The following is a 17,152-nucleotide window of genomic DNA, read 5'->3' on the forward strand; positions in this document are numbered from 1 at the left end:
ATCCAGCTGAGGGACAAATTCCCCACCCATACGCGAAAATGTAAATCCGGCAACTCCCAGCAGCACAATAGCCACAATGATTACGATAGCCTTAAAACGGAGGGCACTTTTTAGCAATGGCAGGTATGCCTTATGAATACCGCCGATTATTTTGTCACTCACCTTTTCCAACCAGCGTTCAAACTTCCCAAACCAGTTCTTTTTGTTTTGGATGGGCTTCATAAATAAGGCTGACATCATTGGCACGTACGTCAGACAAAGGAAAATGGCACCAATCATGGCAAAACCAAAGGTGTAGGCCATCGGCTGGAACATCTTACCCTCAACACCTGTCAGAAACAGGATCGGAGCGAACACAATGAGAATGATAATCTGACCGAAAAAGGCAGAACCCATCATGGTGCTTCCGGACTCAAAAGCTACCTCGTCCATGACACCTTGGTTGAACTTAATTTTACCAGAGCGTATGCGTTTCTGGATTTCATAGACCGTTCCTTCTATGATGATCACCGCACCATCTATAATAATTCCAAAGTCAATGGCACCCAAGCTCATCAGGTTGGCCCAGACATTGAATTGCTTCATCAGTATGAATGCAAAAAGCAGTGAAAGTGGAATAGTAGTGGCCGTGATGATACCACCACGCAAACTTCCCAATAGAATGACGAGCGCAAATATGACGATGAGTGCTCCTTCGATCAGGTTGGTTTGCACTGTACTGGTCGTTCTGGAAATAAGATCACTTCTGTCAATGATGGTATTGATTTCCAATCCTTCAGGAAGCGATTTCTCGACCTCTTCCATTCGCTCTTTCACATTTTGTATGACCGCATTGGGGTTAGAGCCTTTTAGCATCATGATGATGCCGCCCACCGATTCACGGCCATCCTGTGTGAATGCACCATAGCGTACCTGGTGTCCAAAATGGACTTTAGAAGCAACATCACCAATCGTGACAGGAATGCCATTTTCGGTTTTGATAACAATTTTTCGAATGTCGTCTAATGAGCGAATCAATCCTTCTCCTCTTATGAAGTTGGACATTCGATTCTTCTCAATATAAGCCCCTCCGGTATTGACATTGTTTCTCGCTAGTGCTTCATATACCTGCGATATGCTAACTTTTTGTGCGTTGAGTTTTTCAGGATTGATGGCTACCTCGTATTGCTTGATGTAACCCCCAAATGAGTTGACTTCAACTACTCCATCCAGTAGCGTGAGTTGTCGTTTTACAATCCAGTCTTGGATAGTGCGCAGGTCTGTTGGCGAGTATTTTGTTTCAAAACCCTCCTGAGGTTGGATGGTGTATTCGTAAATCTGCCCCAAACCTGTGGAAATTGGTCCCATAGTGGGACTTCCGAATTTTTGGGGAATGGTCTCCTGGAGTTCGTTCAGTTTTTCCTGCACCAGTTGGCGTGGCAAATAGGTGCCCATGTCATCTTCAAAGACGATGGTCACCACCGACAGGCCAAATCTTGAAACAGAGCGAATCTCATCTACTCCCGGAAGGTTACCCATGGCCAACTCGACCGGATAGGTGACGAACTGCTCGATATCTTCAGTAGCCAGATTGGGTGAAACCGTCATCACCTGCACCTGGTTATTGGTGATATCCGGGACGGAACCCAGATTGACCGTTGACATGGAATAGATCCCCACACCTATGAGTGCAAGTGTGAGTAAGCCCACAATGAATTTGTTCTTTATCGAGAACGATATGATTTTATTGATCATGTATGAAATGATTTAGTATCAGTTAAAATGATTCTGTTTCGATCCTTTAGAGTAGGATCGAGTTGGACGGAGTTGTCCTTATGAAACTGATATTAAACCTGAGGTGGCTGTAGCAGTGAGCCGACAAATCCTGATGTTATTGGATCTGTATAGGTGCTTCCCTGGAGAGGAAATGTAAGGATACCTAATTCACTTATAAAAGTTTGCTGAACGACAAGATGTGAATGGCAGCAATGACAAACACATAAAGGAGAACATAAATCTTCGGATTCATTGTGGTCCTGATCCGAACCAGGTTGTTCGTATGAAACCTCGATGCTATCTGCTGTGGTTTCATCCGCACACGGTGCTACCGATAGCCCTAACAGAAACAGCGATAATATGAATGCGGAAAATTTCACTATGCAAGTATAACGAAAAAGGAGTGCAACTTGTTTGCAAAGTTTAGGAGCAGTTCGCGCATGTGCCTTTGTACACCATGCTGGCACTGGCTGCCTTGAATCCGGACGGAATGTTTGTTTGAGGGATTTTAGACTGAGTTAGGCAATAAGTTTCACCACATTTGATACAATGAAAATGAATATGCTGGTCTTGCGGTTCGCATTCACAGCCTTCTTCGCAGAGGGCATATTTCACCGCACCGGTTCCATCATCAATACTGTGAATGAGCTTCTTGTCTTCAAATGTTTTGAGGGTTCTGTAGAGCGTAGCTTTATCTGCCCGTTCAAATTTTGTTTCCAGGTCACTGAGACTTATGGCAGCCCCTGATTCTACGAGCTTTCTGAGTACTAACAGCCGCATGGCTGTTGGTTTGATGTCTCTATTTTCAAGTTTTTGTTCGAGCATGATTTAAAAAGTAAATGTCTTAAAATAGTCAGGTTAAGCAGTTTAACCTGACTATAACTTTCTTATCCTTCTGAGAAGAATAAGAGTTCTATTTTGAACGGTAGCACACTTAAATAGTTAACGTTATAAATCCTTTCTTTTTAAGCTGCAAAGCATGGAGTATTCCATTGTCAACAATGGTGAGATCATCAGGAAGCTGATCAATACTAATATCAAACTTTGACAGTGACAGACCGCAGACTAACACTTGTATTCTTTGCTTGCGTGCTTTCCCCAGTAACTCCCTAAATGCTTCATTTCCTCCTATATCTTTTACCGTTTTACCGCAGATTAAAAAATGAAATTCTCCGAATGACTGCCCCCCATTTTTTTCTAAATCCTGGGCGGTAAGAATAATAGGTTTTAGTTGCTGAATATTCTTAGAAATTACCAGGTAGTTGTCTTTGGCATCTTGAATACTTTGGCCATTTGCTATTTCTGCACCTGTCACGAATAGTATTGTTAGTGCTATTGTTAAATTTCTCATTGTTTTTGTTTTTTGAAATTATCATTAATACTGAAGAAAAGAAGGCCTCCCATGATGGCAATGTTCTTAAAAAGAGGACCTACTGTAGCCAATTGCCCAACCTGAATTGTGAGGGTGATTGGAATCAAAACAGCAACCAGCGCTAAAGCTGAATACCGAGTTTTATAGCCAAATAATAAAGCCAACCCAGCTACCAACATTATAATGCCTGATAGAATCACCGAAACTTGCAGAGATCCCAATAGATAACCAATACTCCCAAAATTGGCATTTTCTATGCGTGCAATTACCTTATCTGTGTTGAAAAAATGATTTGTGCTCGCCACGATAAATATGAGGCTAAGCATTATGCGAAGTGTGACTACAGATAGATAGTCCACTTCAATTTTTGAATATTGAAATTTCATTTTGAATTTGTTTTATTGATTGAATATCAGTCCTGAATGGACATTTATATCACAGTACCTGGTTCAATCAGCTAAAAACAAATTTTCAAACTTGAGTACAAAATATATAAAGCGACAGATGCAGCATTGGAAGATGACGAAGTGAATGTGTCATACTTTATCAGGGTTTTGATGGACAGAGACAGAACGCAATTGCTACCATCAAAAATCAAGTGATGATTCACACTCTTAGATGATCCAATTTTTGCTTCACTCAGAACAGTTTCCGTAATTCCGTAGCAGCCAACATTTGAATTTGTCGCTTTGTTTTTATTAAAAACCTTCGTTTGAGGTACTTCAAGTTGGGCTTGAATAAAATTTCGTACCTGGCACGGGGCTATTAATAAAATTAGACTTAAGCCTAATACGTAGAATGTGGATTTATTTAATGAAGCTTTGAAAAACATCAGATTTGAATAACGAATAAAAATTTGGAAAGTTTGAAGTAAATGTGAATTACCGGATTTCTTGTCTTCAAAGGTTTTGAGGGTTCTGTAAAGGGTGGATTAGAATGATTGCACCTTTCGTGATTGCCAGCTGATCACTCGGTGCCAATCGAATTATTGAGTCTCAAGAATTACTGGCTCTTGTAATACAGCTCCGATTTACCTAATACTCTTAAACCATGATATCCTGTGATTTTTATTAAATCCAAGCTCATCATTTTGATATAACATTCCACCTCATGTGCCATCCCAGGTAGCTTGATTTGTCCATTGTTCCATTCCATTGCGTCAGCATCATAAACAAGGTTCCAAAGGATCAGTTTCCCAATCTCGTCTGGATTATTGGACTTAATAATATCAGCCTTGTACGTATTATCTTCTTTGAAAACGCGAACTGTCCGGACATCATCAGACGAGACCCATTTTCCAACAATGCTATCTGGTCTTTTTTGTGCTATTGTATTTACTGTCAGGCCCATGTAAAGAAGTAGTATAGAAATTAGCTTGATCCTCATTTCTTAAACGGATACACCATTTGAGTGATATAGGATTTTGGAAAATTCGGTTCCTCCTCAATGCCAATTTCACCAATATCCTCTGATTTGTAAATCTTTGGATCATCATAATTGGTTTTAAACAAATAATCCCAAACCGTAAGCCACGCTCCATAGTTTACCTGCGCATCCTCATAATCTGCGCGGTGATGCCATCGGTGTAGTTCAGCAACACAAAAAAGCTTCTTGAGTACTCCAGCCTTATAATTTAGATTAGTATGCTGCATCATCATATTGATTGCCAATAGTGCCAATGCCGCTACTACCACGGGCTGAGGAACACCAATTACAAGACATACAATGATTCCGGGTCCACCCTCTAAAATCTGATGGATGGCGTGGCGTTTTTCTCCATTCAAAAAATATAAACGCTCTGAACTATGGTGGATAGCATGCAGTTTCCAGAGCCATTGGTACTTGTGACTCTGCCAATGAACGAAGAACAAGAAAAAATCTATGATCGTCAGGGCTAAAAGCACCTGCGCCCAAAAGGGTATGTCAATGGGGAACCAATCAAAAAAAACAACATAAGTTGATAGCCAAATAAAGCTAAGCTGAGCAGACACTTTGATTAGATAATTGACGATGTAATAGGTGAAATCAAGGTTCCAATCTCTTCCATTTACCCATTCTTTTTCAAAGGGCATGAATCTCTCCAGAAATAGAGCAATTACACCGAAGAATGTAATGATAGGGACTGTCGCCAAGTATTGATTGATGCCTGTTTGCATAGCCCAAAGTATCAGGCTCCATGCAGAGATCATAAAAACCGGATAGATACTGAATTGAAAGATTTTTTTCATATCTGCTTACATTTTGTACTCTGCAAAAATGAAAAATTCGAATATTGATAGCTTGTATAAACCTGCTAAGCTTTCAACACACTGGAGGGTGAAACCCCAAACATGTCCATAAAAGTCTTTGAAAAGTGAGGCAGATCAGCAAAACCACCCACATAGCACGCAGACGTAAGAGATTTCCCATTCATGATGGCTTCAACTGTTGTCTGAAGCCTAGTCCATAATACAAATCTTCTAAATGGAATCCCTACCTGCTCTTTAAAAAGATGAGCATATCTGCTTTCTGAAAGATGAACTTTTTCAGCCATATTAGCCAGGCTAATTCCTGAATGTAATGAGGCTTTTATGTGCTTTATACTTTCTACAATTCTATCATCGAGGCTGATGGTATGGGGTTCATGACTTGCTAAATCATGGATGAGCTGTGTGATTGTCAAAATAATGTCTATGTCGCTCCCATCGACCCAGGATCGAATGTCTTTCATGATTGATGAACGGGGCAGATTATCAACACTTACAATTTCCTTATCCAACGAATAACTCTGTGCAAGCTGCTGTGTCAGATAATGAAACGGGTCTAAATAAATGAAAATCGGTGTGATGTTTGACGTATTTATGAAACGATGCTTAATGTCATGGGGTATTAGTGATAACTGGTATTCCCGCTCTATATTCAATGCATCAGCCACTTTAAAGTTTCCCTCTAACCCATATATAATCTCTGTAGCATGGTGCGTATGTGGCTTTGTTTCTAACACCTTACCGGTATAGATACCAATCCCATTTTGAAAGTAAATTCTGAAAGTATTCATTTAGTGTTTTTTAACCAAATCCAACACTTTTTCTGAATTCGTGGGCAAAGATTTGCAATTATGGATTAATTATCGGATTACAATTCTTTTTACTTCTGAGGCCCGTCCCCCGTCAAGAGTGCTACTGACTTCCAACCTAAAGAAGTATACACCTTTTCCTATAGGCTGTCCTGAGTAGTTGGTTACATTCCATTTCATATATTCTATTCTTCGTGGGCTATCATCAAAGGTATTGTTCCAGCTGTTTACCCTGCGACCATGGGTATCATATACCTCAATGGAAACAATAAGTTCTTCCCCGATCCTGTCATGTTCAAAACTGAATGTAGTGGTTCCATTGGACGATACAGGGTTGGGATAATTAATTACATCGTACAAATTCAAGAGAGGCTTATCAGATACCCTGAACTCAATAGGCCAACTGGAGGAGTTATTGTACGTATCCCAAACGGTTAACTCCGCCATGTAATAGCCAGGTTCCAGATTTTGGATGGGATAAACAATGGTTCCCTTGGTGTAATCATCAAGATCTGCGGTATAAAAATCATTGAGTATGATGGGTTCTTTATCATTAAGTACCAATTTTAGACTTTGACTAAACCCATTGGTGCTTATACTAATCCCACTTTCATCGGATAGTTTAGCAATAAAGAGGCTGTTCGATCCTACTAGGTCACCGTTTTTAAAAGTAGGTTCGTTTAGGTAGAGTTGTGCAGAGGGGGATTTGGTATCCTGTACCGCATCACGGTCAGTACCACCCAATACAAAATTTCTCGAAGCGCCAGATGCATCGATGTTGTCTTGTTCGCTGAAAGCGTAAGCCGTAATTGTTCCGTTTTGATATCTGTATGAGGAGTTTTTCGGCATAATAAAGGTAGCCTCAAATGCACCGTTCGTCACCGAGACTGCTCCTCGAAACAGAGCGTTTTCTTGTTCTTGGTATTCGAAAGGGCTGTTGTCTAACCCCAAAGTATAGCGCTCTCGCGGAATATCCAATACGGTTACAATGGCGGATCCATTAAAATAGGTTGCCTCTGTCGAATTGTCAAACACCTTACCCGAGATCGTCACCTTCTCTAATGCACTTAGGGTATCTGTTTCACTTTCCAGCTCGTCAAATACTATTTCATACCCGGGATAATTTAGCATCAGCATTGGGTCACCCATTAAGGCAAAGTTTCTATTGATAGGTCCCGCCAGGCTGTTGTTCTTCGTTTGTCTGATCACGTCTCCAAGCCTGGGATAGCGCCCATTTTGCTTGGATAACACTGCCTCCTGAAACGCTTCGTTTAACGGTAGATTAGTGGAAGAGAAAACGGCACGTGTAGTTGTGAGCAAGGCAATAGCACCACCATTCGGGTTAAGCATCATGTTTTCCCCACCAGATACAAAGATGGGATTGTCATACTGACCAAAATTGCAAGTGGCGGTCATAAACAAAGGTAGCCTATGTCTGTTTTTTAGTTCTTCCAATAGTGGTATGGTAATGACTGTTTTTAACCTATTCTCTTCATTTCGCTGCATAAGTGCGGAAGGGCTGCCATGTCCAAGAAAGTCCAGAATCAGAACGCCCTCAGTCATTTTATCCAGAAAAGCATCCTGCATGGATTCCACAGTTTTGAAATTGTCAAGATAGAGTCGACCCACATTTACCTCGGCATATCCCTCTCTCACAATTTTGTTGACTGTCTCTGACTGTCTCATGTGTACCGCACCATCGCCATCATCAGCCATATACACCGCCTCAGACCGCCACTTGCCCAGTGCATTTACACTGGTGGAATACCTGATGATTTTATTTACCACATCGTCTGCTTCTTTAGGGGTTTTTACCGGTAGTCTGCCAATTCCCACATCAAGGGTGTGATCGGTATAACCTATCGGGAAACGAGTGCCGTTGTAAAGCTCCAGCACGCCTTCGTCCCAATAGCCTTCTTCATCCTCCAAAAACCCAAAATAATCGTCAGAGGAATGGCTGTAAAGTCGGTGGAATGATTGCCTGGACTCGTATACTGGCACAAAATTGGTATTGTTGTTCAACCTGTTTTTATAATCATACGAGGCATCACCCATCAAAAGCACATACTTCAGTCGACCACCGTTCTGCCAAACATATCTGATGAAATTTCGAATAGCTGAAATATCTTGTCTGCCACCGGAAAATTCATTGTAAATCTGATTGGTAGTAACTACTGTCACAGACAATCCATCATTACCTTCATGAAATTTCGCCAGCCGTTCAGCAGCATTGAGAAAGACCGGTGCGGTAATGATGACGCCATCTATACTCGTTTGTCCTTTAATATTCTGATTGGTCACTTCTCCGAAAAAGGTTGGATTGGGAAAATCTCTGCCACTAAAAATGATGTACTCATTTAGCAGTGTATCCTGCACGGATCCGAAGCGGATGCAGTTACCGGCTTTTAAAAATTGCTGATTTTTTGGGGTTACAGGATCGGTGATATCCCATAGGTACACATCATCAGGATCGGTATTCTGGATCTGATAACTAATGGCATTACTTACGGACAGGGTGGTTCTAAATTGTGTTTGGTTACCATAGAGCTGCAAGTTCCTTTTGAAACCTAGTATGAAATAGTCAATATAAGCTCTTCCAGAAGAGCTGGCCTCTGTATCAAATCTGAAGGTAAGTCTCAAGTCATTGGAAGAAAAATTGTTTCTTGAAAACACACCATAGCTTTCCGTACCGCGGAAAGTATATCTTACCCTAGAAAAATCGCTGTAGCTAGAGACTGATGGAATGGAATCAATCGCTACGGTTCCAAGAGTGCTTTGATTGAGTAACAATTCGAAAGAACCAGGAGATTCGGACTGACCAATCAGGCGGGTAAAAACTCCTACCGAATCCAGAATACCAGGTATCTCATAGTTGAAATCCTGCCTGGAAAGTCCACTAGACCCCCCAAAGCGCTCACCAAACCATTCCCTTCCCGAACCCAGGATATTGGTTTCATCTATTTCGTGAGTGAGGTAGTCATCAAAAGTGTTGATAGTTAGAGCACCCTCATTTTGTGATTCAAGATTCTCCAGCTGCAATCCTGCATCCCCACCGAATGTTAAAAAATAATAGGCGGTATCTGAATAGAGGTTTTTCTCATAGTCGAGTGCCCCGTTCGTTTTTAGCTTTGCCTTATCAGGGGCTTGAGCAAAAAACAAGAAGTAATCCTCTACATCAAGCTTTCCATCTTGCGTACCTCTTCTAAGTAGCGGTATTTCCGGAGGGTCGTTGTACCAGGTAGCACTGTTTTCCTGCGAAAGCATACCACCATTAAACCCGTAAACTTTAATGGTATTAGCATCCAGGTTTGAAATATTAATACCTAGTGCATTGACAATAAAGTCACGATCTAACTTGTAAATACCACCCTGCGTAACGCCCAACTTATACCACGAACCTTTAGAAAACACACTCTGACCCTGTACTGCCAAAGTCAGTAATATTAGGGTCAGTGCTATAATAATTTCTTTATTCATGAATAGCTGTTGGCTTTAAAATCAAAAAATTATTTTTTATAGAGAGATTCAAGACTGAATTCTCCAATAAGCTTAACAGTAAATCAAATTCATATACAATGGAAAATACAGACATTTTAATGATCATATTATCGATTGTTAAGTAGTCTTTTTACGAACATGACTGTGCTATTTATTACTAGTCTAAAAGTCATAATTGAATATTTTAAAGTAATCAAACCCAAAAAACCTCAAATTTCTTTTACAAAAAATCCGGAGCTAAAGTTCTAATCTCCATTAGGATCGAGTCTGCTTTTTCTACATCTTCATTTTGTAGCAGTAAATAATTGAAATACAAATGACCAACCTCAATGTATGAAAGTTCTTGCGCAGGCATGTTAAAGAGATATGGATCTTTATTTGGGAGTACCTTCCTAAGGTTATGATAAAGTTGCGCTTGCATTGGCCCAGTCAGAAAGGTTGCCTTTCCAGCGTTCGCTTGCTGGGTGGCAATTGGTGCCATGAATTCGATTGTTCGTTTATCGTCTGTATTTATCGGTGAATTTTCTATGGTGGAACGAATGGCTTCAATATTGCCCAGGTAAAAAAGTCCTGCCATATGAAGTGTTGTACTTTTTTCATCACTCACTACATTTTCTATATTTTTTAAAAGCACCTCGTTTCTAAGCCTGGCATTTGTCCTTTGACCTATCAGGGCAATGCTTGGTTTTTCACTTGAAAAGTCTGCACGCCAAAACGTGGTGGTTGGGAAAACCTTGCTGAAGGTTGCCACTATTGATTCAAAACTTTCCTGAGTGAGCTGATATAAGGGAAGCCATTGTGCAAACAGACCACCTGAATCCAGCTTACTTCTAACCATCTGAAAGTGCTCCAGGGTGTACAGGCTTCCTGTTCCACTATGCCAGGGAGAGAACAAATCACCAATTATGACATCATATACCTCCTTAGTCCCTAATAAATGATTACGTGCGTCATCATGTATGATTTTCACCCGATCGTCGGTATACAGGTCATTGGTCCAAGCTGAAAAATATTTATTTGCAGCAGGAACCACATCTGCCACAATTTCAACTACATCTACGTGTTTAGCGTCATGGTTCAATGCAGCTCCGGCGGTAATCCCCGTACCCATCCCGAGGAAAAGTACCTTCTCTGGTTTCGGATGAATGAGCAACGGTATGTTGGCTTGCATCTGCTCCACCAGCGCTGACTGAGCATCTCCAAGAATGTAGGTATTGTTTAATCTCATATCTATGTTGCTATCAGACTTTACCACAGTTACAATACCATCGGCAGACTGCCAGACTCCCAACAACTGCTCTGATTCCGATAACCGAACTACCTGTGGAGAGCTGAAAAACAAGACCGCAACGGTGGCAAAAGCTGACACTGTGATCTTTCTTGAAGAGTAGCCAATCCCGGAAGACATAAGAAAGTAGAAAAGCAGAACCCCATACCCGATGGCGATTGCTTTAATGGAGACCCATACACCAATCAATTCTATAAGCACAAACCCCAACAATATGGGGCCAACTACACTCCCGAGTGAATTGAGAAAAACCATCCTACCAATGAATTTCCCGGGTACCAGATTAAATAGGGAGTTTGATTTGATGAGGTATGGAAATAAGGTGCCGAGTATAATGGCTGGAATGCCTATCACCCCCAGACTAAGAAAAAATATTGAAATCAGATAATCTGTCCATGCAGCAGTTAACCCAACATAAGAGAGACCATTGGTCATAAATTCAAAAACCCAGGGCGTACAACCAACTAAAAGTATTGAAAATAGCAGTAGAAAGAATATGATGTTTTGAATTTTAAAGGATCGTTTCACCAGGTAATGAGCAAAGGCCCCACCTATTGCCAGGGACAAAAGGAATACTACTAAAACAATCGAAAATGAATATACTGAGTTTTGCAAAACCTGTGTAAACATCTTGATCCATGCCGTTTCGACGGCCAGAGCAAGCATTCCTGAGCCAAACGCTATTATATGAAACTGTGTAATGCTCAAGACTGAAGTTGTCTTTGGGTTAGCTTGTGATGGTTGGTTAGTGGATGGCGGAGCTACCGTATATAAGTCGAGAATAATAGCCATGATGCCTATGATACCGGCCAGGCAAATAGATACGATGTAGGTGTTTTGAACCCCCAATTGGATGAACAAAAAAAAGCCGGCCAAAAAAGTACCAACCGCTGCTCCGAGGGTATTTAGTGTATAGAGTAAAGTGCCTTTCGAAGCTAAATGCGTCCTGCCAATAAACTGTGATAAAACCGGAAAAGTACCCCCCATTAGTACCGTAGGTACGAATAGAACAAGCAAGGAAAAGAAGAATTTGATGAGGGTAAGCAAAGATCTGCTGTCCCCTGCCAGCAATACCACATCTGAATAGATGTCTTCATAAAATTTCAGTCCTGGTATCAACAAAAGGGCCGATAATGCTATACCCAACTCTAGCAATCCATAAAGCCTGAGAGGACGTATCACCTTTGAGGATCTGCTACCCCAATATTTTCCACCTAAGGCCAGCCCGAGAAAAAAAGAAGCGAGGGTTGCTGCAGCGGCATAGGAAGCATTGCCAAAAACAATCCCAAGTTTGTACATCCAGACTACCTGCATTACCAAACCTGCCATTCCCGAGAAAAAAAACAGGAGTCCAATGGGTCTATGTGAAAGGGAGTTGAGGATTACTTTTTTTTCCATTCTTAAGTAAAAATTAAAACAAAAGGGGTCATTAAGACCCCTTAAGCTTCATTTAAAATGTTAAACCTACTATAAATGAAAAACTATGGGTTGGTATCAAGGCAACCAACATAGTTTGGATTATTTGCCTCAGACTGAGGAACCGGGAAAACTACATTGGAATCATACGATCCACCTTTAAAGTAGTCACCCGTCGGAAAAACATCTGAGACAGACCTGCCGTAAACCCTCACCAATCGACGTAAATCACCCTGTCTATGAGCCGTACTGTACAACCAAAAAGCTCGTTCTGCAAAATGATAGTTTAGTAATTGATTCTGGGTCATGCCAGACAGGTCTTCTGGCGGCAATCCGATCGTCGCTCTCAGTGCAGTATGAATGCTCTCAACCGTCGCGTTTTGAGTTGCCTGTGCGGCAGCTTCCGCTTCGATCAGTCTTGCTTCGATACCGGAGGCAAAAACAATAGGATCACTTGCATCATCATATTTAAGTTGATTGTAATATGGCGTAATGTCATCCTGTCCAAACGCTCCATTGTCCTCCCATGGAGTCCGTGGATCGTTGCTACTTCTATACATTAACCCATTTCCTCCCTTTCCATCTGCAATGGAAAATTGCCTCCTTACCGTACTCATTATATACACCCCATTTTGCTGCCTTAGGCTATTTTCAGAGTGTTCTACATTGTACACAAAATCATCAGGCACTGATGAAACTTCGTCGGCTGCATCAGAGATTTGACCCAAGCCTAATAAAGCCCTGGCTTTACCCACTCTAGCTAGATACTCAAGGTCAGAACCAGGTGTGGCATCAGCAATTGCATCATCAAACCAATTAATGGCAGCCTGAAACATTTGATCTGTTGTTTGGGGTTCCCCCAATATCAGATCACCACCATCTGCAGGTGCTTTACTAAATGAGATCCCGGAACAATAGGTTTCGGCAAAAAGGATATAAACATACCCTACTACACTTTCCATCTCACTTTTGGTGTTATCAAATCCCCCAAAAGTATTAATAAGGTCAACTGTAGCTTCAGCTGATGCCCTGGCGCGATGAAGGTTTCCATATACCCTGTCTATATCAAAATTCGTATTTTGAACGATTCTGGTATCAGCTTCTCTTCTTGTTGGAAATGTGCCGCTATAGTCATATTCATCTGCCATAAGACCACTCAAGATAATAAGTCCTGTAGTCGCTCCGTGTCCAGCCGCCGAACCACTAATGGCGACTGCCAGATCTCCTAAAGAGCCTGCCCTTAACGTTGCAATCCCGGCCTCACTATTCAAATTGTCCGGTGTAACAATATCAGGATCTGTTACCTCCAGCATCGAATCGCATGACGATATACCAAAAATCAGCATAGTCAGTAGCCCAATTAACCCAAGGCTATTTCTAATCGCTCGTTTCATTTTGTTGCTTTTATAATTAGTCATAATAGTATCATTTAGATTAATTAAAATGTCAGATTGAGGCGAGCCTTCCACATCCTTACAGGAGGCTGGCTTAGAAATTCTTCTGTCGTGAAGTTGGCTTGTCCAACGGAGCTTATTTCAGGATCTAATCCCGAATAATCTGTCCATACTCCAAGGTTTTGACCAGATAGCGTAAGGCTCGCCCGACTTAACCCTGCATTGCTAATAAGGGTCTTCGGTAGACTATAGGTAAGTGAAATTTCTCTTAGTCTCCAAAAAGACGCATCCTCAATATATCCTGCATTTGTACCTAAAAATTTAGAAGCAACCGCCCTAGCCTGACTTGCCAATGAGGCATTTGGATCATTTAATTCATCGGTATTGTTGTTTCCATTTCGCCAGGATCCTGTGTTGTTATAAAGTTTCTGTCCTCCACGGAAATTGAGTAAGCCCCTCAACTCCAATTGTCCATCCAAAAATTTAAGTGAAGGCATAAATGAGACGTCTGTAGTAGCGAACGGGGAACCCAAATAAACAACCTCTGTCCCTGCTTGAACTTCGCTTTGGGATATAAACCCATCTCCATTGGCATCATTGAATGTATAAGGCTCATCCCAATAACCTCCCAGCGGATAACCTTCAACATGACGTTGCTGTCCAAAGATTACTGGTTCAATTCCCTCTCCAAGCTCCTTCAATTCATTGTCCAAAAATGCACCTACAAAATTTAAGTCGAAAGCTGTTTTCCCTACTTCAAATATTCTTGCATTCATAGACACTTCCAATCCCTTATTCTGAACCGATCCAAGGTTTTCAAATCGGCCTGTTCCAACTCCTAATGATTGTGGAAGTTGTCTAAAAATAAGTGCATCAGATGTTTGCTTATTAAAATAAGTTACCTCTAGATCCACTCTATTGGAAATAAGAGCCGCATCAAAACCAAACTCAACTTCCCGCGAACGCTCAGGTTTTAATTCATCATTACCCACGCTCCCAAACGTAACGCCTGTCACATCACTTCCTCCATCTACAGTGGCAGCTATAGGATTAAAAAACCTTAGTGCATCGTTTGTACCTGGTTGTACACCCGAGGCTCCCCAAGCTCCTCTCAGCCTAAGTGAACTCACTATATCGTTACTGACATTGAAGAAAGACTCATCAGAAAGAACCCACGAAGCACTCACTTTCGGGTAAACCACAGCATCCAGTGCTGAGCCAAACGAACTACCTCTGTCTGAACGAATAGCACCTGTAACAAACAGTCGCTCATTAAAACTTACCTGCTCTTCGATAAAAACACCGGCAGTTCTTTGTTCAATAGTTTCCTCGGTACTAAAAGTCGTGGCTGCACCGGCAATGGAGCTACTCCCCGCAACCAATTGAAGTCCAGTACTTAATGTCCCTTGGGATAGATTTCCAAGGTATTGAAATCCAACAGAGGATCTTAAGCCGACACTAGATGACAGCTTATTCGTATAGGTGGCCACCACATCAAGGGTGTACACAAACTCATTAAACCTGTTTGAAAATCGAGCTCCTTCATCATAGTTAAGAAAATCCGGAGCTTTACCGGTCGGAAAAAACTGGGTATCCCATCTATTAGTGTAGTCAATACCCCCTGCAAGTCTTATTCTTAAGTTTTCAACTTTTGTCCACTCTAAGTTAAGGCCTGTAGTGTATCGATTGATCCTTTGTCTAGTATCTATGGTAAATAATTCTGCCGGCGTAAATTCACCCCATCCATCATTGACTTCCGGATCAGCTGTACCATTGAGACCTTGTGCCATAAGGGCCAATGAAAAGTTATCATTTAGTGGAAGTTCCAGGTCGCTATTGGTGTATCCGCTAGTGAAATTTGCCTCCAAGCTTTCGGTAATTTTGGCACCAAAGTTTGCACGAAAATTCATCCTTTTGATATTATTTACCGGAAGTACCCCCTCATTGTCACTTACGTTACCTGAAAGGTAATAGGTCAGGGCATCACTACCCCCTGAGACACTGGCACCAAATCCAAACAACTGGCCTTTTCTGAACGGAGATGTTTCTGAATCATTTAATGGCTGGTAAGATTCTACTCTTGTAGGAACAAAACTACCTTCCGCTGCTTCAAAATTAAACCCCGGATTGCCGCTCGCATCATAAGCCTGGTAGTTGGCAGGGTAGTTCCCTACATCCTCTACAAAACCTCTTTCCGTGTAGGCTGTCCATCGTGGTTTGCCTTTTTTTCCTTTCTTGGTTGTGATCCTTATCACCCCATTGGCAGCTATTGATCCGTATAGTGTAGCGGCAGATGGGCCTTTTATTACCTCAATCGACTCAATATCCTCCGGATTGATATCATTCAATCTGGAAGGCGACTGACCTCCGGTTTCAAAAGAAATGGAGTTGGGCTGGTTATTAATTAACACTCCATCAATGTAAATAACTGGTTCATTGGACAATGAGGCACTATTTGATCCCCTGACCCTTATTCTTGAACCCATTCCCACTGATCCTCCACTTCCGAAGATTTGAACACCGGATGCCTGTCCTTGTAACAAGTCAGACACGTTGCTTATTGGTCTTACTTTGACATCCTCATCCACATCCAGTCGAGCAATGCTATTTCCAATTTCAACCTTTCTTCGTACTCCTGTTGCTGTCACTACTACCTCCTGAAGGTTACTCACATCTTCGTTTAAAACGATATTATAATTTTGTTGATTCCCCACAGTAACTTCAACGGTCTCAAAACCCAGATAGCTGATCACTAATGTCTCACCCTCTTCGGCCTCAAGATTAAAATTTCCATCTATATCCGTTGTTGTTCCATTGGTTGTTCCTTTTATAACAACTGTTGCGCCGGGAAGACCATTGCCCTCACTGTCAGTGACTCTTCCACTAACCGGAATCAACTCTATCACAAAAACTCCAACTTCAGACTTCTTCTTTGCTCGCTGCACGTGGATGTTATTGTCTATTCGTTTGAAATTCAATGCCTTTTGCTGTGAAAGCAACGTTAAAGCATCCAACAATGACCCATTTTCAATATGGACGCTGACTTTTGATTTTAAGTCAACCTTGCTGTCATTGTAAGAAAAAGAAAATCCTGTTTTCTCATTTAGAAAATTGAACACTTCCTTCAATTCAACGTTATCACTTGAAATTGAAAGCGGAATCTCTTTTAAACTAACCTGGCCATTAGCTTTTTCTGCATAGACTGTCATGCTAAGAAGACAGTTTACGAGTAAAGCATAAAACATGGTCTTTGACATTTCTATCGTTTGTTTTAGTATATACTTGTTCATACTTTTAATTATTGGTAAAACATAGTTTTTATCAATGCTCAGGGTTTTTGAGGTAGACTATCAATTTGTTTGCAGACGGAGATG

General features: G+C 41.3%; 12 protein-coding genes. All 12 read right to left on the reverse strand.

Going from position 1 to position 17,152, the window contains the following annotated elements; all coding sequences use genetic code 11:
* The coding region (locus tag RIC88_RS12810) for an efflux RND transporter permease subunit (RefSeq protein ID WP_350217940.1) at positions 1-1,734 on the reverse strand (1,734 nt) is incomplete at its 3' end.
* 92 nt (positions 1,735-1,826) lie between these two features.
* Positions 1,827-2,135, reverse strand: a complete 309-nt coding sequence (locus RIC88_RS12815) for a DUF6660 family protein (RefSeq protein WP_350217941.1) — start codon at positions 2,133-2,135, stop codon at positions 1,827-1,829.
* Positions 2,136-2,178: 43 nt separating this feature from the next.
* Positions 2,179-2,580: a Fur family transcriptional regulator gene (locus tag RIC88_RS12820; RefSeq protein WP_350217942.1), complete on the reverse strand. Its 402-nt coding sequence runs from the start codon at positions 2,578-2,580 to the stop codon at positions 2,179-2,181.
* Between the two features lie 109 nt (positions 2,581-2,689).
* A complete protein-coding gene (locus RIC88_RS12825) occupies positions 2,690-3,106 on the reverse strand; it encodes a sulfur reduction protein DsrE (RefSeq protein ID WP_350217943.1) in 417 nt (138 codons plus the stop codon).
* On the reverse strand, positions 3,103-3,513 hold the full coding sequence (locus RIC88_RS12830) for a DoxX family protein (RefSeq protein ID WP_350217944.1): 411 nt from the start codon (positions 3,511-3,513) through the stop codon (positions 3,103-3,105). Before RIC88_RS12830 ends, RIC88_RS12825 begins: the two co-directional genes overlap by 4 nt.
* 616 nt (positions 3,514-4,129) lie before the next feature.
* On the reverse strand, positions 4,130-4,513 hold the full coding sequence (locus RIC88_RS12835) for a DUF2147 domain-containing protein (protein ID WP_350217945.1): 384 nt from the start codon (positions 4,511-4,513) through the stop codon (positions 4,130-4,132).
* Positions 4,510-5,355, reverse strand: a complete 846-nt coding sequence (locus RIC88_RS12840) for a sterol desaturase family protein (protein ID WP_350217946.1) — start codon at positions 5,353-5,355, stop codon at positions 4,510-4,512. Before RIC88_RS12840 ends, RIC88_RS12835 begins: the two co-directional genes overlap by 4 nt.
* 65 nt (positions 5,356-5,420) lie before the next feature.
* The gene (locus RIC88_RS12845) at positions 5,421-6,164 is read right to left on the reverse strand and encodes an AraC family transcriptional regulator (protein ID WP_350217947.1); all 744 of its coding nucleotides are present in this window, start codon (positions 6,162-6,164) and stop codon (positions 5,421-5,423) included.
* 69 nt (positions 6,165-6,233) lie between these two features.
* Positions 6,234-9,659, reverse strand: a complete 3,426-nt coding sequence (gene porU / locus RIC88_RS12850) for a type IX secretion system sortase PorU (protein ID WP_350217948.1) — start codon at positions 9,657-9,659, stop codon at positions 6,234-6,236.
* Positions 9,660-9,900: 241 nt separating this feature from the next.
* Positions 9,901-12,366, reverse strand: a complete 2,466-nt coding sequence (locus tag RIC88_RS12855; protein WP_350217949.1) for a fused MFS/spermidine synthase — start codon at positions 12,364-12,366, stop codon at positions 9,901-9,903.
* 83 nt (positions 12,367-12,449) lie between these two features.
* Positions 12,450-13,802 (reverse strand): hypothetical protein, encoded by a 1,353-nt coding sequence (locus RIC88_RS12860; RefSeq protein WP_350217950.1) that lies wholly within the window; start codon positions 13,800-13,802, stop codon positions 12,450-12,452.
* Between the two features lie 20 nt (positions 13,803-13,822).
* Positions 13,823-17,068: a SusC/RagA family TonB-linked outer membrane protein gene (locus RIC88_RS12865; RefSeq protein WP_350217951.1), complete on the reverse strand. Its 3,246-nt coding sequence runs from the start codon at positions 17,066-17,068 to the stop codon at positions 13,823-13,825.
* Positions 17,069-17,152: the final 84 nt, after the last annotated feature.

It is taken from the genome of Ekhidna sp. (genome assembly GCF_040220215.1).
GTDB lineage: Bacteria > Bacteroidota > Bacteroidia > Cytophagales > Cyclobacteriaceae > Ekhidna.